Genomic DNA, 19,941 nt, shown 5'->3' on the forward strand with positions numbered 1-19,941 from the left:
TGGCGGGAGCAACCATTGACACCGTCGGGAGAAGACTCAGAGGTCGGGGGAGTTTCGAGGGAGTAACTCTGGCGTAGCGACCCGGTTTCGGCCACTGTTTTTGGCTTTGTATACCGCTAAATCTGCGATTTTCAGCAGGTTGTCCAGATTCTGTTCGGAACCGCCAATACAGGTGACCATGCCGATACTGACCGTGATTTGCAAATGGTTACCGGCTGGCATGGTAATAGCTTCAATTTCAATTCGTCGGCGCAAGCGTTCAGCCAGCGACATCGCATCCTGCGGTTGTTCGATCGGTGCGACGATCGCGAACTCCTCCCCGCCCATGCGGCCAAACAGATCCTGATCGCGCAGATCGCCCATAATGGCGCGGGTAAAGGACAATAACGCCACATCGCCGCCAGCATGACCAAAACGGTCATTGATCGATTTAAAATAGTCGATATCCAGCATCATAATGCAAACCCGTTCCCCTTTTTGACTGACCAGGCGAGTGCCTCGCTGCATAAAGGCGCTACGGGTTAATACGTGGGTCAGTGCATCGTGGTTCGCCACGTGCTCTAATCTGCGTAACAGGGCATTTCTGGCAAAGTTCATGCTGGCGACAGCGATTGGCCCCAGCGCCAAGAGCGCCACACCCAACCGCATCGACACCGTGTTTTGCAATAACGTCATGTCGAGATTAATCGTGATCAGGCCCAGATCAATCGCCAAATGGCACCACAGCACATAAGCCAACACGGCAATCATCGTACTGAACAGTGAGAACGTCATCGCCAGCCACAACAGGATTGGCATAGGGAAAATCACTGCACCTGGCCCCCCGATCAAGATGCTACAGATGCAGGCCAACGTCAGCAGGATTAACACTGCCACTTTTGTACAGGTGTTGTACCACTGACTGCGCAAGGTCACTGCCTGCGTAATGCCGCGTAAGTACCCTTTCCAGTCCACCGGGAAAGCCAGAATAAACGGCATCAAAGTGATGTAATTGGTGAACTCAGAAGACAACCACAACGCCAGTGAAGGCAGATATTGACGACCAAACAGCAACACTGAAGCGCCTGCCCCCAGCAACCCTGTAGCGGTCGCGCTCGCCAGGCAGATAGCGAACAGGTAAATGCTGGATGAGGTACGTTCCAGGGCTCGTATTTGCGGCGACAAACGCATAAACAGATAAAATCCGACCGCCACACCCGCAATATTGGCGCCATTGAGCAATATGGCTTTGCCCAGCGTACTGCCGGTGATCAGATCCGCTGCCAAATAACCCAGTATCGCCATCAACCAACCCACAGGGCTGGCGAGTTTAGGGTAACGCACCAGAACGGCCAGCAACACGGCATTGGTCGGCCAGAATGTCGCCAAAAGGCCGGTAGGCCGGCTTTCAATGCCAAAGATACAGGTAGCGAACACCAGCAAAAAAACGATCACTGCATGCTGCAATTTTGTCGCGCCAGATAACTCGGTGGTGTGCATCTTGCTTCCAGAAGCTTGCGAAGAGTACGGATAAAATCCTGCCTGCACAATGGCAGCGGATAGCCCGTCCATCATGCCCGGCGGTGCACGTAAAGTGAGCAGCCAGACTCACATTATTGCCACTTTTAGCGGACTGAGCACCCGTTAATTGACGGTTTCAAAATACTATTATGTATCAATCTGTAGCGTCATGGCGTGGCCTGATTCGTACACCCTTCGTCTGAAGATAGTAGAACCCAACGGAATGAAGATATTGCCAGATTGCGCTCCGCCGTGGCGCAATCTGTCTGAGCCAGACATCAAAACATTTTGCGATAGACGACAAAGCCCGATTTCTCCGCCAGCTTGTCATACAGCTTCATGGCGGTCAGATTGGTTTCATGCGTGTTCCAGTAAACACGCGGTAACCCAAGACTTTTCGCTCTTTCATAAACTGCCGTGATCAATGCTCTCGCCACTCCTTTTCCCCTCAGAGCTTCGACGGTGAACAAATCTTGCAGATAGCAATTGGGCTGGAGCTGGATGGTGCTGCGGTGCAAGATGAAATGAGTTAGTCCAACCAAATCGCCCTGATATTCCGCCACCAATCCCTGCATGGGTTCATAGGCATCAAAAAAACGCGCCCAGGTTGTTTGTGTGATCTCATCCGGCAATGCCGTATGACCTTTACGGCCATAAAATGCGTTATAGCCCTGCCACAATCGATTCCATGCGTCAAAATCTCGTCGCTCCAGTGCCCTGACCTTAATCGCTTCGCTCATGATTTTTCTCTGTTTATTGATGTTCAATGTTCAGAATAGACTACCAAGAGTAAAAGAGCGGCGCGGTGCAAAAAGGTTTTGTGTTCGACGTCGCCTGACTGTCCTCACCACAATCAGACAAACATTCACTATCCAAATGGTGCATACGCAAATTATAATAATAATGATAATCGTTTCTATTTATTAATTTGATATGGAATTGTATGCACCAGGTAGAAAGTCATCGTCTGAATAAAACAAAAAAGCGTCAGGCTCTTCGTTCACTCCCCTTCCTTGTCAGCGTCTTACCGGCACTGCCTTTTACCGCAGCCCTGGCAGAGGAGGATTCACTCACCGTCACAACCAACGCATTACCCGCAGAAGGCTACAGCACGGATACTGCCTCCACAGCCAGTAAAACCAACACACCACTCAGCGAAGTGCCGCAATCGGTCAGTGTTGTCACACCCGAGATCATTAACGATTTCCAGGTCAAAAGTGTCAACGATGCCATGAAATTCGTCAGTGGCGTGACACAGGGCAACACGCTGGGCGGCACTGAAGACGGGTTCGTCAAACGTGGTTTTGGTGTCAACTCGGACGGTTCAGTATTCATCGACGGTGTGCGTAGTAATCAGGGCTTGAGCATGGATGCCACCACTGACCGTGTTGAGGTGCTCAAAGGATCAGCTTCGCTGCTGTATGGTATTCTCAGCCCGGGCGGCATCATCAACCTCATCAGCAAAAAACCGCAATATGACTGGAACACCCGCATTAGCGGTGCCACTAACAGTTTTGGCGGCGGCAGCGGGACTGTCGACGTCACCGGGCCACTCGGCAATGGTTTTGCTTTTCGTTTTATTGCCGAACGTCAACACGAAGATTACTGGCGCAATTTTGGCACCGATGAGCACACGTTGATTGCGCCCTCGCTCAGTTGGTTTGGCGATAAAGCGTCATTCAACATTGCCTACAGCGAATACAAGTACGACATCCCATATGACCGTGGCACGGCCTTTATCAATGGCAAGCCTGTCGATATTCCTTATAACCGTCGGCTGGACGATTACGCCAACCATGCGTGGGGCAAGAACAAACGCCTCAACGCACATTATGACTACGCACTCGATAGCACCTGGACCACCCGTTTCAACTATGCCTGGATGCAACGTCGCTACGACAGTAATGAGGTGCGTGCCACTGCGATCGACACCGCAACAGGCATTGTTTCGCGCCGTGCAGATGCTAATCGCGGCTTCAACCACCAGACCGACTATTACTCCTGGGATGTGATCGGGTCACCGACCGCACTTGGCATGCAACATGACCTGTTGGTAGGCGTAGACTATGAGAAAAATGAAACCTACAAGGCCTACTCCTACCGCGGTAAGGTGTCAAAAACCTTTAATATGTACAACCCGGTCTACGGTGAAACACCTGTGACCAACAGCAGTACTTACAATGATGCCCTGAGTAATCTACGCAGCACCTTGTACAGTCGTTCGGTCTACGCCAAAGACAGTATTCATTTAACGGACCAGTGGATTGCCGTCCTCGGGGCCCGTTACCAGTCTTACTACCAAAACAACAGTAACGGCTTCCAGAATCCAAAAAACACGCTGAATGATAAGGATAATAAATTCCTGCCACAGGCCGGTGTGGTGTATAAGCTGACGCCTGCTGTTTCTCTGTATGCCAACTACAGTCGTTCTTTCACCCCGTCTACGGCCGTGGATGACAACGGGAATGTTGCTACACCTGAAACCGGCACTACCTACGAGGTCGGCGGTAAATGGCAAGTGACTCCGGTGGTAGATGCTACGCTGGCGCTGTACCGCATAGACGAAAACAACATGTCGATCTTTATCAACGGCGTAACTCGCAGCATTCCAAAAGCGCGTTCTACCGGCGTTGAACTGGAGCTGAACGGAGAAGTCGCACGCAATTGGGATTTGACCGCCAACTACAGTTACGACAAAACCGAGATCGTCGAAGATAACCTCAACCCGGATAACGTCGGTAACCGCCTGGTTAATGCGCCCACCAACATGGGTAGCCTGTATCTCAGCCATCGCATGACGCTACCGTTGGTGCCTGGTGATGTACGACTGGGTGGCGGTGGCCGCTATGTGGGCCGCCGCGCAGGCGATCCGGAAAACAGCTTTACCATGCCGGCCTACACCGTGGCAGATGCCTTTATCGCTTGGGACAGTAAGCTGGTTGGTAAACACACCCAGATCAAGCTGAACGTCAAAAATCTCTTCAACCGCGAATATTATGAGTCCAGTGCGGGTAATCTGCGTGTGATTGAAGGTGAACCGCGCAGCCTGAGTCTACAGGCAACGGTAGATTTCTGATCGTTATCCCCCGGACGCTGTCCGGGGAATCTTTTTCTGTCAGCAGAGCCTAAAGAAACACCCTGTGGGTACACAGGGTGACAAAATATCATCCGTGGGTACGGTGTTATTTCAGATTAAGCATTTTCCCGAGCAAAACATCTGTTGATTCGAGCATGTCCGTATCAATACCTGCGGAAGGTGTGAAGGTCAGCTCGCCAAAAATAGCTTTGCCGTTGGAGATATAGAAATCAACGCGTACAAACTCAAAGGGTTCAGATAATTTTCTCGCGTACTCAAAGAGCTCGTCATAACCATCAGGTTTCACAAACGCGTCAATTTCTTCCTGGCTGAGCGCCAGACAGTCTTGGCTATAACACAAAAATTTAAAGTCTTTATCAAAGAAGTAATATTTCGGCATGCCGGAATCCCTGTCCACACACAGCAGTGTGCAGTATGGAACACCATGGAAACAGTATATTTTATAGTCATCAGGACCCTGACCACTCGATGACTCGATGAATTTTTCGCCTATGATTTTTTTATTGATATTCTTATAGTTTAACTCTGCATAGACTTTCCAATAGTCACTTTCCATCCAGTTTTCAATGGTTTTAGAGGCTTGCACAATGTCTAGTGAGCGCTTGTCCTGGCAAATCAAATTGTAACCGGAACCGTGATTGCCCTTAATCACGAATTTTTCAGGCAACGAATCCCAAGGAATTTCATGAACCGAATCGCAGGCGAAATAGAGTTCATTAAGAATTTCCTCGCACCCTTTCTCTTTTATATATTCCCTAACCGCATATTTATCTGCACATTGCGTGATCAGTGCATTGTTGCTGTAATCGTTCAGCTTCAGGTAGTTTATCTTTTCGTTCCATGTGGCCGGAGGGTTTAAATTTAACGATTTCCCGAAGGCCTTTTTGTATATGTATTTCGCTTTAAAGGTCGGCGAGAATGTTGCCAGTTGATTCATGATAAATTTATTAATGTGTTTTCTCATACAACCTGTCTCATCATTTGATCAAAATATTAAAACGGCTCCCGACAGGAGCCCAATAATGTCAAAACGATTAACCGTTATGACTCACTGCGCCATTGAATAATCGCCGGGGCCGTACTCAAATCAAATTGGTCTTGACCGATAACCCGGTTAAGAATGCGGGCAGCTCGCCAGGCCATCAGGCTGAGTTGAGGATCGGCAATACCGTGGTGGTGCATGCTCGCATTGACGGCAAACAAACAGTTCTCATGCGCCCCTTCTCGCTCAAGGGTAAAATCAGAGGCAATACGGTACTGCCCATCATCCGTAGTTGAAAAACGTTCAGATAAGGCGTCAAGAAACTCTGGGCGGGCCTGTTCATAGCCAGTGGCAAAGATCACCACGTCCACATCAAAAGCCTCTCGTCCCTGATCAAGATGATGTTCCGTCTCTAACTGATAAAAATTATCTTTGGTGTTTAGGGACGTCACTGAACGACTGGGAAGCAGGCGTACCCATCGTTTATTTTGAAGGACATCAAAATGGTGGTACATGGCACGATAAATGGCTAAAAGCGACTCACTGGTGATCCCATCAGACGTCATTTTTTGTTCACGCAGCATGTGTTGTTTGGCTGAGCTGCCGAGGGTGTAAAAATTCTCGACATAATCAGGCGTAAAGTACTCGTTAGCAAATGCAGCTTCATCAAGCGCGTTGTAGTTGTTACGCCGGGATATCCAATTCAGTTGTTCTGGCTGACCCCATTCCCCCTGAAAAATATTGAGAAACAGATCGGCACCGCTTTGTCCTCCGCCTACAATTGCCACGCGCTTCCCACTCAGATTGGGTTTGCGGAACATCATTTCGCTGGCGTGAAAACACTGATCATTTTGCTGGGTCACACAGTCTGGCAATTTGATTTTTTTGCCAATACCTACACAGACATGCTTCGCGTAAAACACATCGTTCTGGGTGGTAACAACAAACTGCCGCTGATTTTCATCAAAGTTCACTGCGTGGACGTTCTGATTGAACGCTAACGAATCCAAGCCCGTTGCAGCCCAACTGAGATAATCGGCAAACTCTTCACGCGACACCGTATGTTGTTCTGTATTGAGGAAGCGGTAGAATTTCTTTCTTTTCACCAGATAGTTGAGAAAACTATAAGGGTTGGTTGGGGAAACGGCCGTCACCAAATCTTTCAAAAAGTTGGTCTGCATACTGCAGTCCGCCAGGATCATGCCTGGATGCCAAGAAAAATGCGGTTTACGCTCGAGGAATTTGCAATTAAACCCTGCGATTTCGCTTCCAAGTGCCGCAATACTGAGGTTGGACGGACCGATGCCAATACCGATAAAGTCCAAACACTGGTTCATTGTGTGTGCTCCTGAGTGAATACTTAGATTTATAGCGCTCTATTTTTAGTCTTGAAAATAACGGAACTGCAATCATTCATGACATTAGGATAATTACCCATCGAAACTAAATGCCCAATTAAAATCGACACCATTACCCTTCAACCCAGACGTCACACCATGACGGTCATAGGACAGGATTATTATAATGGTTACAGTATTCCGTCATCTCTCGCTCATAAAAGAGCCAACATATCTTACTTTTGATAACTCATTTTCATTTTAAATAGACGTTGCAGAGTCATAAAAAAAGAATGCTTAGGAAAAGAATCTCGAGGAAATAAAACAAATAGGTTAACAAAGGAGTTCATAACATGTCCCTATGTTAATCTCCATATTCCACATAGCATCATCCTTAATGAGACATTGCCTGACCAGACTAGCGCTAAAGCGGCTTTCTGGCATGTGAAAAAAGATAATATCAAAGCACGTACGAGCGTTGTTAATGTAAAACTAAAAGTGAAATCGTAAAAAAATCATAAAACTTCACTTTCGTTTAAGCTCCATTGCAGCTAGGCCCCATCGATGGAATACATCACAATGAAAATATAATCATTTACTATCAATGACATAAAAAACCAAACACATAACCAATGGAACCCGCATCCCGCGACTTCACGAGATCTGTATAGATTCTGCTCACTGACGTCATCGTCTTCAACATTTTGCAAGATTTGATATTCAACATAGCACTCACTGGCCCAGTTCACCTTTTCGTGAGCACATTATCCAAAATTTTCTCGTGGCAGGAAGCAATATGCGCCGTGAACACGTACTTAATTGACAACAATAAAACGAGCACAACCTGTTCCGATAAAAAAGAGGAATAATGACAAGTTCAAAAAGGCGCTTTTCGTGCGGTTTTTGATCAGACACTTGGGGTTAGGATTTTTAATTTTCGTCGTTTTTGTCAAAGGAGTTTTGAACTTGCTGGGTAGTCAGCCTGTATTTTAATTTTTAGTGTAAGACGTTGGCTGGGTGAACGGCTCTCTGATGTGGTACCTATTGCAGAGTTGTGATGAATTATAGGTAAATTTCTGAAGGTTATTCCCCGAACACAATCACTGTATCCGGGGAAGATTTTTAATGATTCAATCAATACTGAGATTCTCTGGCCATTGGTATATCCTGGCTTCATAAGGGCGAAGGAATTGTTGCTCCTCATCATGACAATAATTGCCCAATAACCGTTGCCCCTTTTCCAAAGCCAACACGTGTGGCGCTATTTGCAGTAATTCACTACTCAAATTGCACAAGACCAATACCTGCCGTTCGTCCAGGGTGCGGGTATAGGCGTATATTTGCGGGTGCGTCGCCAACTGTAATTGGTAACGGCCATAGACCCATACGGGATCCTGTTTACGTAGTCGAATTAATGCCCGATAAAAATTAAGCACAGAATCCGATTCTTCTCGCTGACGGGCCACGTTGATTTGTGCATAGTTCGCATTTACCGCAAACCACGGTTCGGCACAGCTGAAACCGGCGTTTGGTCCGTCGTCCCATTGCATCGGCGTTCGAGAGTTGTCACGCCCACTGCGCCCCAAAAACGCCAGGATTTGCGCCTCATCCATCCCCTGCTCACGTAACATGGCAAAGCGATTTCTGGCAGCAATATCGTTAAAATCGCTCAGGCTGTCGAAGCGAGTGTTGGTCATCCCCAGCTCCTGTCCCTGATAGATAAATGGCGTTCCCTGCATCAAAAAATACATCGTTGCGATGGCGGTGGCACTTTCACGCCAATAGTGCTTATCGTCGCCCCATTTCGATACCACGCGGGGAATATCGTGATTTTCGACATACAGCGCATTCCATCCTTTGCCTTCCAATAATGTCTGCCAGCGGGTAAAAATGCTTTTTAACCCCATAACGTCCATCCCGGCATCCTGCGTCTGCTGATGCCGGGTTTCCCACAATTTGACGTGCTCAAACTGGAAGATCATGTTCAACCGGTGATGTTGTTCGCCCACCCAATCTTCACCCTGTTCCGCCGAAGCACCGTTCATTTCCCCCACGGTCATGATGTCATAGCGGTTAAACACCTGTTCACACAGGTCATCGACATAATCCAGCAGGCCGTCGTAATTAAGGTGTCGTTCGAACGACGGAACGTAACGTAGGCCCTGTGGGTTGGGCATGTCGGTCAGCCCCGGCTGTTTTTTCATATGGCAGATGGCGTCGATGCGGAAACCATCAATACCCTTATCCAGCCACCAGCGCATCATGTCATACAGTGCCGCACGCACCTGTGGGTTCTCCCAATTCAGGTCCGGCTGACGTTCTGAGAACAGGTGCAAAAAGTATTGCTCGCTGCCGGGATCATACTTCCAGGCAGAACCGTTAAAAATGCTTTCCCAGTTGTTGGGTTCTGCACCCTTTTTACCGTCGCGCCAGATATACCAGTCACGTTTAGCGCTGGATTGGGATGATCGGGACTCAATAAACCACGGATGCTCGTCCGAGGTATGGTTCACCACCAAATCAAGTATGAGCCGCATGCCCCGCGCATGCACTTCCGCCAGCAGGCGGTCAAAATCCGCCATGGTGCCAAATTCCGTCATTATGGCCTGATAATCACTGATATCGTAGCCATTATCGTCGTTTGGCGAGCGGTACATCGGACAGATCCAAATCACGTCGATGCCCAGCCATTGCAAATAATCCAGCTTGGTCGTAATGCCATTCAGATCGCCAATACCGTCCCCGTTGGAATCCATAAAGCTGCGTGGATAGATTTGATAAACCACCGCCTGTTTCCACCACCGTACCGTTTGTCCGCCGCCCATACCCATTTCCTTTAATCAATTAATGCGTCTGTTCTGACGCCAGAATGCGCTGAAATGCCCGCCCCTGGCGATCGAACAGATAACAACACTCCACCGGCAGGCGAACGCCCACGGTATCACCGGCCTGAATGGTCGAACGTTCAGGATTACGCAATACCCAGGGTTCGCTGGCATTGCCGTTATCCAGATAGAGATAGGTTTCATTGCCCATATGCTCAACAAACATCACTTCCCCCTGAAACTCGCACTGTGCCTGCTCTCCGCCGCGAATATGCTCCGGTCGGATACCAACGTTGACACTTTGCCCCTCGGCCTCAGTGGGTGTCGCGATCGGCAATATCAATACCTTACCGTTGTCCAGTTCCACCACACTTTGACGCTCACCGGCGCGGCGCAGAATTGCCGGAATCAGGTTCATCTTGGGCGAACCAATAAACTGGGCGACAAATTCATTGGCTGGCTGATCGTACAGTTCCAGCGGCGTTCCTACCTGTTCAACATGCCCCTGATTCAGCACCACAATACGATCCGCTAACGTCATGGCTTCGACCTGATCGTGAGTGACATAAATAATGGTCGATCTTAACCGCTTGTGCAGCGACGCCACTTCCATGCGCATCTGTACCCGCAAGGAAGCATCAAGGTTGGATAGCGGTTCATCGAATAAAAACAGTTTGGGCTCACGCACGATGGCGCGGCCAATCGCGACCCGCTGCCGTTGTCCACCTGAAAGGTCTTTTGGCCGGCGTTCCAACAGCGGTTCAAGTTGCAAAATACGGGCGCTTTCACGCACTCGTCGGTCGATCTCTTTTGCCGAATGGCCCGCTAATTCCAGTGCAAACGCCATGTTCTTATAGACACTCATGTGCGGATAAAGCGCGTAAGACTGAAACACCATGCCAATGCCGCGTTCTGCCGGTGTATCGTCGTTGACGTAGTTACCATCGATATACATGCCACCGCTACTGATCTCCTCCAGCCCCGCTATCATCCGTAACAAGGTGGATTTTCCACAGCCGGATGGGCCCACAATCACCACAAACTCCCCGCTGTTGATATGCAGATCCAATGACTTGATAACCTCTGCATTAGCACCATAGCGTTTTTGCAGTTTTTCTAGCGTTAGTTGCGCCATACCCCTCCCGTTCGCACCACAATAGGCATCTCACGGGGCGCAAGTTCACGCCCCGTTATCCGGCTTATTTCAAGTAATCAAGCCACGGCCCCTGACGTGAAATCATCACGTCGACCAGTTCGGGGATTGCGCGGCATTTGTCGTTGACCGAATCCACCAGTAACGCCTGGATCACCAGATCGCGCGAGCCTTCAATCACCGCATCGGCGGTCAGATCGTGGATAGCAATCTGATTACTGAGCAAACCACCAATGCCTGCTGGCATATTCACTTTTATGCCATGCACGCCTTTGCGATCGATAATGGCTGGCACCTCGACGGCAATAAATTCCGGCAACTGTTTAATAAATCCAAGGTTGGGGATATTAACCGCCGACTCTTCATAGCCGGCATCGGTCAGGATCCCTTCCATGATCGGCACCACGCGCTCTTTCAGTTTCAGTTCGATTTTCGGCTGCACATGCCCCAGGTAATTGCGATAGAAGGTGTAGAAATCGAGAATGCCGCGATGATCACTGACTTCACTTGCCCAACGAATGTACTCACCAAAGTGGCTATCACTGGTGATCGGCAAGTGATGAAACTTCTCCAGGATCTCTTTAAACAGTGTACGGTCAGCCCAAGGATAGGCACTGTCTTTGCCACCCAGCGCATCACGCTCGGTACTGCCTTCTGTTTGCACCAATTTGCCGTGAGTACGGGTGTAGGCCAGAATGTCGCTGTAACCCGGCAAACGGGAAAAATAATCCGGTGCCTTGGCACGCACGTCGCCATACGCATCTTTACCGCTGTCTTTGTAGCTGGCCTCTAACAAGACACTAAAGTGGTTTAACCCGGCAGCACGCAGTGACAGATTTTCGAACGTGGTGCCGAGCATTTCCGGTAAATAACGTTCCAGTGAAGCTATTTCGTGACACATGCCGACAAAATTAAGCTGCGGGAAGCGACGATGTACGGTAGTACAAATGCGGCTCATCGGGTTGGAGTAGTTAAATACCCAGGCATTTGGGCAAATATCGGCAACGTCAGAACAGATATCGAGGATCGGTGGAATAATTCGCAGTGAATGGAACAGGCCGCCAGGACCGCCATTTTCACCGTACACTTGCTGAATGCCATATTGCTGCGGGATTTGCCAGTCGAGATCCCACAGCGCAAAGCGATCGCCCACCTCGATGGAGATAATCACAAACTCCGCACCACTCAGTGCGGTTTTACGATCGGTCGTGGCGCTGACTGTAAAGGGCAGATCCTCCACTGCCAAAAAGTCTCGGGCGGTTTTCTCGGTCACCGCCAGTGCCGCAGGGTTGATGTCATGCAGCACAATCTCACTGCCGTACAGCGTCTTGCTCTGGAAGATATCCCCCAGTGTGCCGTAGCCGAATTGCGCGCTGCCTGCCCCCACTAAAACGATTTTTGTAGCCATTGCTTTTCTCCTGCTTCAGGGTTAATCGAAAATCAGCCTTTTACTGCGCCGTTGGTTAATCCGCTGACGATTCGGCGCTGGAAAATCAGAACCAGTGCGATGATCGGCAGTGTGACGATGACCGAGGCCGCCATGATGGTGCCCCAGGGAAGTTCGAACTGAGAGGCGCCCTGCAACATGCCGATTGCCACAGGAACAGTGCGCTTGCCGCTGGAGATGACAAACGTCAGGGCAAACATGAACTCATTCCAGGCACCGATAAATGCCAGTAACCCGGTGGTCACCAGCGACGGTCCCATAATTGGTGCAAAGATACGGGTGATAATGATCCAGGTGCTTGCACCGTCGACGATTGCCGCCTCTTCCAATTCTGCCGGGATCGCTTTCATAAAGGTGGTCAACACCCAAACGGTAAACGGCAATGAGAAGGTGGTATAGGACAATACCAACGCCCCGAGTGAGTCATACAGCCCCATAAAACGTACCAACTCGAACATGCCGGACAGTACTGCCACCTGCGGGAACATCGAGACGCACAAAATGGTGAACAGCAGGTATTTGCGACCGCGAAAACGAATGCGCGCCAGGGCAAAAGCGGCGGTAATAGAGACCAACAAACAAATGCCCACCGTCAACGTTGCCACGGCGATGGAATTGAGCAGGCTGCGGGCAATACCGTTATCCATCAACGCTGTCACGTAATTGCCCCAATGCAGGTTGCTTGGCAGATAAGCAACCTGGAACAGATCCTGCCCCGAGCGCAGTGAAGTGATCAGCGCGTAGTAGAACGGGAACAGGCAGATGACGCTGGCCAATGTGGCGCTGGCAAATATCAGCATTTTATGACCGTAGTGTTGCTGTTGGCGGTTCAGTTTCATGCCTGTTTCCCCTTGTCATTCAGGCGCCCCAACGTGAGGAAACACGCAGCGATACCCGCGACCATCATAAATACCAGCACGGAGGCAGCCGAACCGGATCCCATCTCCTGATAGCTGACCATGCGATCGCGAGCATAGCCGGACACGGACACCGTCGCCTCGCTGTTGGAGGTCAGCACATAGATCAGATCAAACACCCGCAATGCGTCCATCACCCGAAAAATCAGTGCGACAATCATCGCCGGCATAATCAGGGGCAACGTGATACGGCGAAACCGCTGCCAGGCATTGGCACCATCGACTCGCGCAGCTTCATATAAATCACCTGGAATGAGTTGCAGCGCTGCCAGCAGCATCAAGGCCATAAAGGGCGTGGTTTTCCAGACATCGGCAATTACCACCGCCCACATTGATAACCCCGGCTCGGCCACCCAGGCCAATGGGGTCGCGATGATCCCGGTCTTGAGTAACAGGTCATTCACCACACCGTACTGATCATGGAACATCCACCCCCACATTTTGGCGGACACAATGGTCGGGATGGCCCAAGGCACCAGGATGGCGGTACGTACCAGCCCTTGCCCAGGAAACTTTTGATGCATCAGCAACGCCAACAACATGCCAAATACCAGCTCCAATGAAACAGACAGCAAGCTAAACCGCAGCGTATTACCCACGGCCAACCACCACAGTGGATCCGCCAGCACGCCGTAATGGTGCCCCCCTTCGGCCAGGTCCAGATAATTGGCGAAACCGACAAAGCGGTACTCATCTGGCGCATCCAGCATGGCGTCGGTAAAACTGTAAAACAGTGTGCGCAGTAGCGGCCAGCCTGCGACTGCGGCCAACAACAACATTGCCGGGGCCACCAATAACCAGGCGATGCGACTACGCCGTTGCTGGTGGTTCAGCTTGCTGCGTCTGGCGGAACGTACCACTTTTGGTGCTGGGGTGGCCGTTAGGGATAAAGCGTGCGTATCGCGTTTCATGCATCAGACTCCAGCGGTTAATGGGTGATTGCACTGCCTTCAACGCCATCCTCTGGCTTTAATCCGTTCCAGTCGCTGCTGTAAATCCGCCATGGCCGTGACACCGTCACTATCTCCGCGTAATACGTTAAAAGTGGCGTTGTAGATCGCCCTCGATACCTGGGCGTACTGCCTTTTGGTTTGGGTCGCCGGACGTGGCATCGACTGCGCGAAGATACTTTTGAAATCGGCTAAATAAGGCGCCTGCGCCAAGACTTGCGGATCGTCATACAACGCGACCCGTGAAGGTGCCTGGCCCATTAATGCCAGCGCCCTCTTTTGCGATTCAGCATCACTGACAATTTTCAGCAGCGCGATCGCCGCCTGGGGATTCTTGGTATAACCGTTGATTGCCCACTGCCAGCCACCTAATGCACTGACGGATTCACCCTCTGCGCCTTTGGGTAGCGGCATTACACCGACTTTGCCACGTATGGCACTGCTGCTGTCCTGCGCCAATACGTAGGCGTAGGGCCAATTACGCATAAACAGCGCATCCCCATTTTGAAACACTGCCCGGGACTCTTCTTCCATATAACCGAGCGCGCCCTTTGGCGTAATTTTGCCTATCCATCCGGCCGCCATATTTAACGCCTGTGCCGCCTGCGGATTGTTAATGGTGATATTGCCTTGGGCATCAATAAAACTGCCGCCGTTTTGCGAGGCCACCCATTCGAGCGCGTTACACGTCAGTCCCTCATAGGATTTCCCCTGGAACACGAATCCCCAAAAGTTTTTATGACCGGCGGCACGCTCCCCTTGTTGAATGCGCGTTGCTATACGGGTCAAGTCATCCCAGGTCACCGGTGGCTGCTCGTCGTATTTTTCCAATAAGTCTTTGCGATAATAGAGTGCGCCACTGTCCAGATAAGCGGGTACCGCTTTAACCCGGCCATTAACCACATTGTTTTGCCAGGCAGCAGGAAAGAAATCCTGTTTGATGTCACTCACGCTGTCGGTCAGATCCAGCAGATGTTTGTTCAGTACGCCGATCCACACGGTATCAGCCTGGAACAGATCAATTGCGCTGGCATCTTTGGTAGCAAACAGTTGCTGAAATAACGACAGTTTTTCATCAGAGGCCGGGGGAAGATCGATAAATTCCAGGGTATGGCCGGTCTGAGCCTCAAAACGCTGCTTGATCTCATTGCAATATTGGCGCCCTTCTTTGCTGGGCGCACATTGCATCCGCAACGTATCGGCGTGCGTCTGACCGGACATCAGCGCCAATGTGGCGGCAACCATACTCGGAATCAGTCTTCTCATTGCGTCCTCTCTGGTGGCGGCTGGGAATACCGGCATAGGAGCAAGCTATCGAAGGCGGGTCATTGGCGGAAATCGTTTTTCATCGCTACGATATAGAAACTTTCTATACCACCAGTGGAAAATATGATCGTGGACAAAATTCTGCGGCAGTTTATCGAAGTGGCAATGTTCAAAAATGTGAGTCATGCAGCAAACAAACTTTGTTTAAGCCAGCCAACATTGACCCACAACATGAAGAAGCTGGAAGAGAATCTGGGAGTCCAACTGCTGGAGCGCACCTCTACAGGCGTGAAAACTACAGAATACGGTGATTTGCTGCTGGAACAGGCGCAAATGATGCAACGTATTTATGATAATACGTTGATTAAAATGGCGTTTATTAAAACACGCCAAGAGCAAAGTCTGCGAATGGGCACGGGCCATGCGTGGTGGTACATGTTCGTGCGCGACAGCTTCAATGCCTACCGTAAGTTGCACCCAATGGTGAATATTCATGTCGATCTGGGCAATCATCTGCGTTTGATGGATCTGCTGTTGGGAGGCGATATCGACTTGTTTATCGGCCATGAAATTCAGGGATTGAACCCCAAGGCCGGCATCAGTTTTTTGCCGCTATTCAGTACCACTGACAGTATGTTTGTCCGGCGTGGGCACCCGCTGCTGGGCAAACCGGTAGGCCCGGATGCACTGCTGGATTACCCCTGTGTTGAGCTGACGCCGGATGAAAGCCGCTATCATCATATCGTGGAGGATATGCAGCCGAAAAAGCTGGCACGGAACCGTCTGCATCTGGCGGAACGGGTGATTTGCTCAACCAACTCAATGATGTCGGCTGTAGATATGATTAATGACTCTGATGCAATTTTGTTGGCGTATCCCTCCTGTATGGCGGGCTACTTTGCCGATTACGGCATTGAACCGCTGCAATTGACGCAGAATAGCCACCGCTGCACCGTCGGTATTTACCTGATGCGCGAAAAAGCGGATGCCCCCCACCTGATGCAGATGCAGGCATTAATGCAGCAGCACCTGGAGCAGATCCGCCCTCTGTTGGTGTAATTATTTTTCGCCGCTCAATGCGACCAGTGCCTGGTATAACGGCCGGGCATTCCCCGGACCTACCACCAACTGATACTCGGTGGTCTGTTGCGGCGTTTCCACCTCCAGCAATGCTTTAACGCCTGGCAGTTGCGTCATGCTTTGCCGTTTCAACCCTGTGCGATCACGCAGTTCTGCTCTGATACGACTGGCACAGTAACGCAGTTTGGTCAGGTTTTCAGCGCCGCCAAACGCGGCGAGTACTGATGCTGCCAACGGATGTTTTTCCATGATGCCTCCTCAAAAAATAGCCCTATGCCACCGCAGCATAGGGCCGCTGAGCGGCCAAAGTGAAATTGGTTTATCCCGGGGTGATATAGATACGTTCTATAACGCATGATTGGACGCTCTCAGCGCCTTACAGTGCATATACTTAAGAGAGTGTTCAGATCGGAGGTAAGTGAGATGAAGGCAATGATCCCCCTGTTTTTGATGCTGATGCTTTCTGGCTGCATCGGTAAAGGTGGCCCACAAGACGTGCCACCACCACCGGTGCATAATGATCCACAGACCTGCAATAATACTGACGCCAGCGCCAACAGCGATTGCTCCCAATCTGTAGTACCAGCCATGCATTGAATGACATCGGCCCACCGTACATGGTGGGCCTTTGTGCCACCCACCGATTACGACGACTGTTCTTCGTCGTTGGCCATATTTTTCGCCTGTTGCTTCATAAACACCACTTCCTGCGGGCTGGACATATTGACCCGTTGCGCGCGCAGCAGTTTGAGAATATTAAACAACAGCTCACTTTTGGTTGCCCCCACCATGCGCGGACTGGCCACATAGCCGGTCACACTGAGGATAATGCCGTCCGGACCGAGCTGGCTGAAACGCACATACGGCGCAGGCGCCTCCAGGATAGCGTCATACTCCTGGTAGGCACTCAGCAAAATATTGCGTACCTGTTCCGGATCGATATCCGTTGGGAAGGTCAGTGCAATCGTCACCACCCCTTGCGCATTCCCCATCGTCGCGTTACGGACGTTTTGTGAGATTAACTGGGAGTTAGGCACAATCATTGTCGAGCGGTCACTGAGTTGGATCTCGGTGGCACGCACGTTAATACGACGCACATCCCCCTCCACACCGCCAATACCGATCATATCGCCGACTTTCACTGGTCGTTCGGTCAGTAAGATCAAACCGGAAATAAAGTTCTTTACGATCTCCTGCAAACCAAAGCCGATACCGACCGACAACGCACTCACGATCCACGCCAGATTGTTCCACTGAATACCCAGGGCTGCCAGAGTGATCAGGATCAGTAACACATAACCAACGTTACTGAATAACGTGACCAACGAGGCGCGAATACCGATGTCTGAAATGGTTTTTGGCAGTAACTCCTGACTGAGCCAACGCTGCGTCACCCGCAGAATATAGATGCCAATAGCCAGGCAAATTACCGCGTTAATCAGATTACCCGGCACAATATTCAGCCGTTGCAGCCCTTCACCACTCAGGATGGCGATAATTTTATCGAGTAGCGAGTTGGGCGTGGTGGTACCGAAAGAACCGTTAAACAGCGAGACAATCATCAACAACAGCAGAGAACATTTGGCAATGGCGGTAAAGATGATTGCCATTTGTTCCAGATGACGATCTTTAAAGTTAAAGGACTTTTTGAGCATCTTGCCGCTGGCGGTCTGCGGCGAAAAAATTGCGCCACACAGATCGGTAGCGAACAGCAACAGAAAATAAAACGCCATTAATACCAGGGCTATCCAGATCACCTGATAGGTCAGGAAACGGGCGAAAGCGATATACCCCACTAACAATGAAAATAAGATCACTATCGAGCATACCAGGGTGCTCATGTGCAGCAATCCACTGATAGTAGAACGTTTCTCTACGTGTTCGCCCTGCTGTTCCAACTTACGGCGGATACGCTGAGAACGCAGCGGCATCGCCAGTAACACCATGCCGATTAAGCCAGCGACCAAACCATTACCGAAGATGGTGGTTGCCAGGCTGGCGCTAACCACATTGTTGATCAGCTCTACAGAACCAAACGCCAGAGCCAACCCGGCCAATAGTGGTGAGAAATAACGCAGCCCGGCGGCAACGGCATCATCCAGCGAAGCCAGACGCCATGAAGGACGGTTAAGTGACAACGACGCACGACCCAGTCCGGCAATCAGCGCACAAAAGATCCCTAAGCGGTAAAAACCTTCGGCGAAATCTTCCAGCATCACGGGCAGCGGCTCTACGCGGGTGAATGTGAGATACAGCAAATTCAACGCGATACTGGTGGTGATTACGGTGACGGTGACTGTCATCATCGCCATAAAACTGCGGCGCAAACGCCCGTCAGGCAGAAAACGAATGCTGGCCCAAGCCAGAAAACGCTCGGAGAAGTAACGCCCCCATGACCAGATAACCACGGCCAGCACCAGTAAACCGAGAGTGCCGTAACGCGAGTCCTCTTGCCAACTGGCATCCCAGGCCTGTTTCATTGCAGCATTAAACTCATCCAATCGCTGCATGTCACTGTCGGAAGGTTGCACCACAGGCGACCAAAACTTGGCGCCCAGCACACTCCCCGTGTTCAACGCCAACTGTGTTTTGAACGCCACACGGCGCAGATCGCTGATTTGTTGTCCCAGGTCGATCACGCTGGCTTTCATGGCCTGCGCCCGTTTTACAGCATCATCGAGTTGTTTTTTGCTGCTATTCAACGCATTACGTTGTTGCACCACGGCTGCGGTTTCAGCCAGCGCCCCAGCAGCAGGTTGCGGACCCAATACGTCCAATTGCCCCTGCAGCTTCTCCTGCGCCGGTTGCAGGTCGGTAGCCAGTTTCTCCAGGCCTGCCGCCAGATCGTCAGTCGCCAACTTCAACTTGCTGAGTTGGTTATCGTTACCCGCCTTCGAAACCTGCTGTTTAATGCTGTCTAACTGCTTCTGGAAGTTTTTCAGGGCAGCCGCGCTGTCCGGTGGGCTTTCGGCAACCGGAGTATCATCCTGTGCGGCAACACTGGTCAACGGCGCCCACTGCAAGCCAAGCAGTAGAAGCAGGAAAAACACAATTTGACGGGGCTTTAACATAAATTCGGTGCTCGACGTTTGCATGATAGACAGACGAAGCAGGCGGGTCGGTATTCACCGACCCGCCTGGCTAATCATAAACTGTAGTTATGATAACTGCTTAATCTCCGCTTAAATATCAGTATTACTCCCATTCAGCACGATTATTGATGCCGTCGAACCACGCGGCGTCCAACATGTTGAATTACAGCCCGCTTTTCCGCTTACTCTACTGATAATTCAAATGATTCACAGTGGCATAACCTACCAAAGCGTTTTATACTCAGCTCACTCATTAACCAACATTATAAAAGGAGGATTACTATGCCGATGTGTG

The 19,941-nt window shown here is 50.5% G+C and carries 16 protein-coding genes; 3 read left to right on the forward strand and 13 right to left on the reverse strand.

The genetic code is table 11. The features are described from left to right. Positions 1-36 precede the first annotated feature (36 nt). Together SGBXF1_RS12565 and SGBXF1_RS12570 are read right to left on the reverse strand one after the other, a co-directional pair. Entirely contained in the window at positions 37-1,479 is a 1,443-nt protein-coding gene (locus SGBXF1_RS12565; RefSeq protein ID WP_186426917.1) for a GGDEF domain-containing protein, read from the reverse strand. A 299-nt stretch (positions 1,480-1,778) separates the two neighbouring features. Then, the gene (locus SGBXF1_RS12570) at positions 1,779-2,240 is read right to left on the reverse strand and encodes a GNAT family N-acetyltransferase (RefSeq protein WP_186426918.1); all 462 of its coding nucleotides are present in this window, start codon (positions 2,238-2,240) and stop codon (positions 1,779-1,781) included. Between the two features lie 203 nt (positions 2,241-2,443). Here SGBXF1_RS12570 and SGBXF1_RS12575 point away from each other — a divergent pair, with 203 nt between their 5' ends. Beyond that, positions 2,444-4,576 carry a TonB-dependent siderophore receptor gene (locus SGBXF1_RS12575; protein ID WP_186426919.1) on the forward strand — a complete coding sequence of 711 codons (2,133 nt, stop codon included), beginning with the start codon at positions 2,444-2,446 and terminating at the stop codon, positions 4,574-4,576. 106 nt (positions 4,577-4,682) lie between these two features. On the opposite strand, the gene SGBXF1_RS12580 is transcribed toward SGBXF1_RS12575, so the two are convergent. The 9 genes from SGBXF1_RS12580 to SGBXF1_RS12615 all read right to left on the reverse strand — a co-directional run bounded on the left by SGBXF1_RS12580 (position 4,683) and on the right by SGBXF1_RS12615 (position 15,474). Beyond that, positions 4,683-5,561 (reverse strand): ATP-grasp fold amidoligase family protein, encoded by an 879-nt coding sequence (locus SGBXF1_RS12580; protein ID WP_186426920.1) that lies wholly within the window; start codon positions 5,559-5,561, stop codon positions 4,683-4,685. A gap of 21 nt (positions 5,562-5,582) precedes the next feature. Further along, positions 5,583-5,642, reverse strand: coding sequence for a hypothetical protein (locus tag SGBXF1_RS24045; protein ID WP_370452812.1), 60 nt, complete (start codon positions 5,640-5,642; stop codon positions 5,583-5,585). Then, the gene (locus tag SGBXF1_RS12585) at positions 5,639-6,916 is read right to left on the reverse strand and encodes a lysine N(6)-hydroxylase/L-ornithine N(5)-oxygenase family protein (RefSeq protein ID WP_186426921.1); all 1,278 of its coding nucleotides are present in this window, start codon (positions 6,914-6,916) and stop codon (positions 5,639-5,641) included. Before SGBXF1_RS12585 ends, SGBXF1_RS24045 begins: the two co-directional genes overlap by 4 nt. A 1,130-nt stretch (positions 6,917-8,046) precedes the next feature. After that, positions 8,047-9,741 (reverse strand): glycoside hydrolase family 13 protein, encoded by a 1,695-nt coding sequence (locus SGBXF1_RS12590; protein ID WP_186426922.1) that lies wholly within the window; start codon positions 9,739-9,741, stop codon positions 8,047-8,049. Positions 9,742-9,760: 19 nt separating this feature from the next. After that, positions 9,761-10,876, reverse strand: a complete 1,116-nt coding sequence (locus SGBXF1_RS12595) for an ABC transporter ATP-binding protein (RefSeq protein ID WP_186426923.1) — start codon at positions 10,874-10,876, stop codon at positions 9,761-9,763. Positions 10,877-10,940: 64 nt separating this feature from the next. Next, positions 10,941-12,302: a family 4 glycosyl hydrolase gene (locus SGBXF1_RS12600; protein WP_186426924.1), complete on the reverse strand. Its 1,362-nt coding sequence runs from the start codon at positions 12,300-12,302 to the stop codon at positions 10,941-10,943. 32 nt (positions 12,303-12,334) lie between these two features. Next, complete coding sequence (locus SGBXF1_RS12605; protein ID WP_037415445.1) at positions 12,335-13,180, reverse strand: carbohydrate ABC transporter permease; 846 nt, start codon at positions 13,178-13,180, stop codon at positions 12,335-12,337. Then, positions 13,177-14,169, reverse strand: coding sequence for a carbohydrate ABC transporter permease (locus SGBXF1_RS12610; RefSeq protein ID WP_186426925.1), 993 nt, complete (start codon positions 14,167-14,169; stop codon positions 13,177-13,179). The genes SGBXF1_RS12605 and SGBXF1_RS12610 overlap by 4 nt, the downstream gene beginning before the upstream one ends. Positions 14,170-14,208: 39 nt before the next feature. After that, on the reverse strand, positions 14,209-15,474 hold the full coding sequence (locus SGBXF1_RS12615; protein ID WP_186426926.1) for an ABC transporter substrate-binding protein: 1,266 nt from the start codon (positions 15,472-15,474) through the stop codon (positions 14,209-14,211). 123 nt (positions 15,475-15,597) lie between these two features. Here SGBXF1_RS12615 and SGBXF1_RS12620 point away from each other — a divergent pair, with 123 nt between their 5' ends. Continuing rightward, positions 15,598-16,533, forward strand: coding sequence for a LysR family transcriptional regulator (locus SGBXF1_RS12620; protein WP_186426927.1), 936 nt, complete (start codon positions 15,598-15,600; stop codon positions 16,531-16,533). On the opposite strand, the gene SGBXF1_RS12625 is transcribed toward SGBXF1_RS12620, so the two are convergent. Beyond that, entirely contained in the window at positions 16,534-16,803 is a 270-nt protein-coding gene (locus SGBXF1_RS12625; protein WP_186426928.1) for a PTS sugar transporter subunit IIB, read from the reverse strand. Positions 16,804-16,977: 174 nt separating this feature from the next. Here SGBXF1_RS12625 and SGBXF1_RS12630 point away from each other — a divergent pair, with 174 nt between their 5' ends. Further along, positions 16,978-17,151: a hypothetical protein gene (locus tag SGBXF1_RS12630; protein ID WP_165392866.1), complete on the forward strand. Its 174-nt coding sequence runs from the start codon at positions 16,978-16,980 to the stop codon at positions 17,149-17,151. 47 nt (positions 17,152-17,198) lie between these two features. On the opposite strand, the gene SGBXF1_RS12635 is transcribed toward SGBXF1_RS12630, so the two are convergent. Next, positions 17,199-19,625 carry a DUF3772 domain-containing protein gene (locus tag SGBXF1_RS12635; protein ID WP_172479783.1) on the reverse strand — a complete coding sequence of 809 codons (2,427 nt, stop codon included), beginning with the start codon at positions 19,623-19,625 and terminating at the stop codon, positions 17,199-17,201. Between the last annotated feature and the right edge of the window lie 316 nt (positions 19,626-19,941).

The sequence above is a fragment of the Serratia grimesii genome (assembly GCF_900186025.1).
GTDB classification, from domain to species: Bacteria; Pseudomonadota; Gammaproteobacteria; order Enterobacterales; family Enterobacteriaceae; genus Serratia; species Serratia grimesii.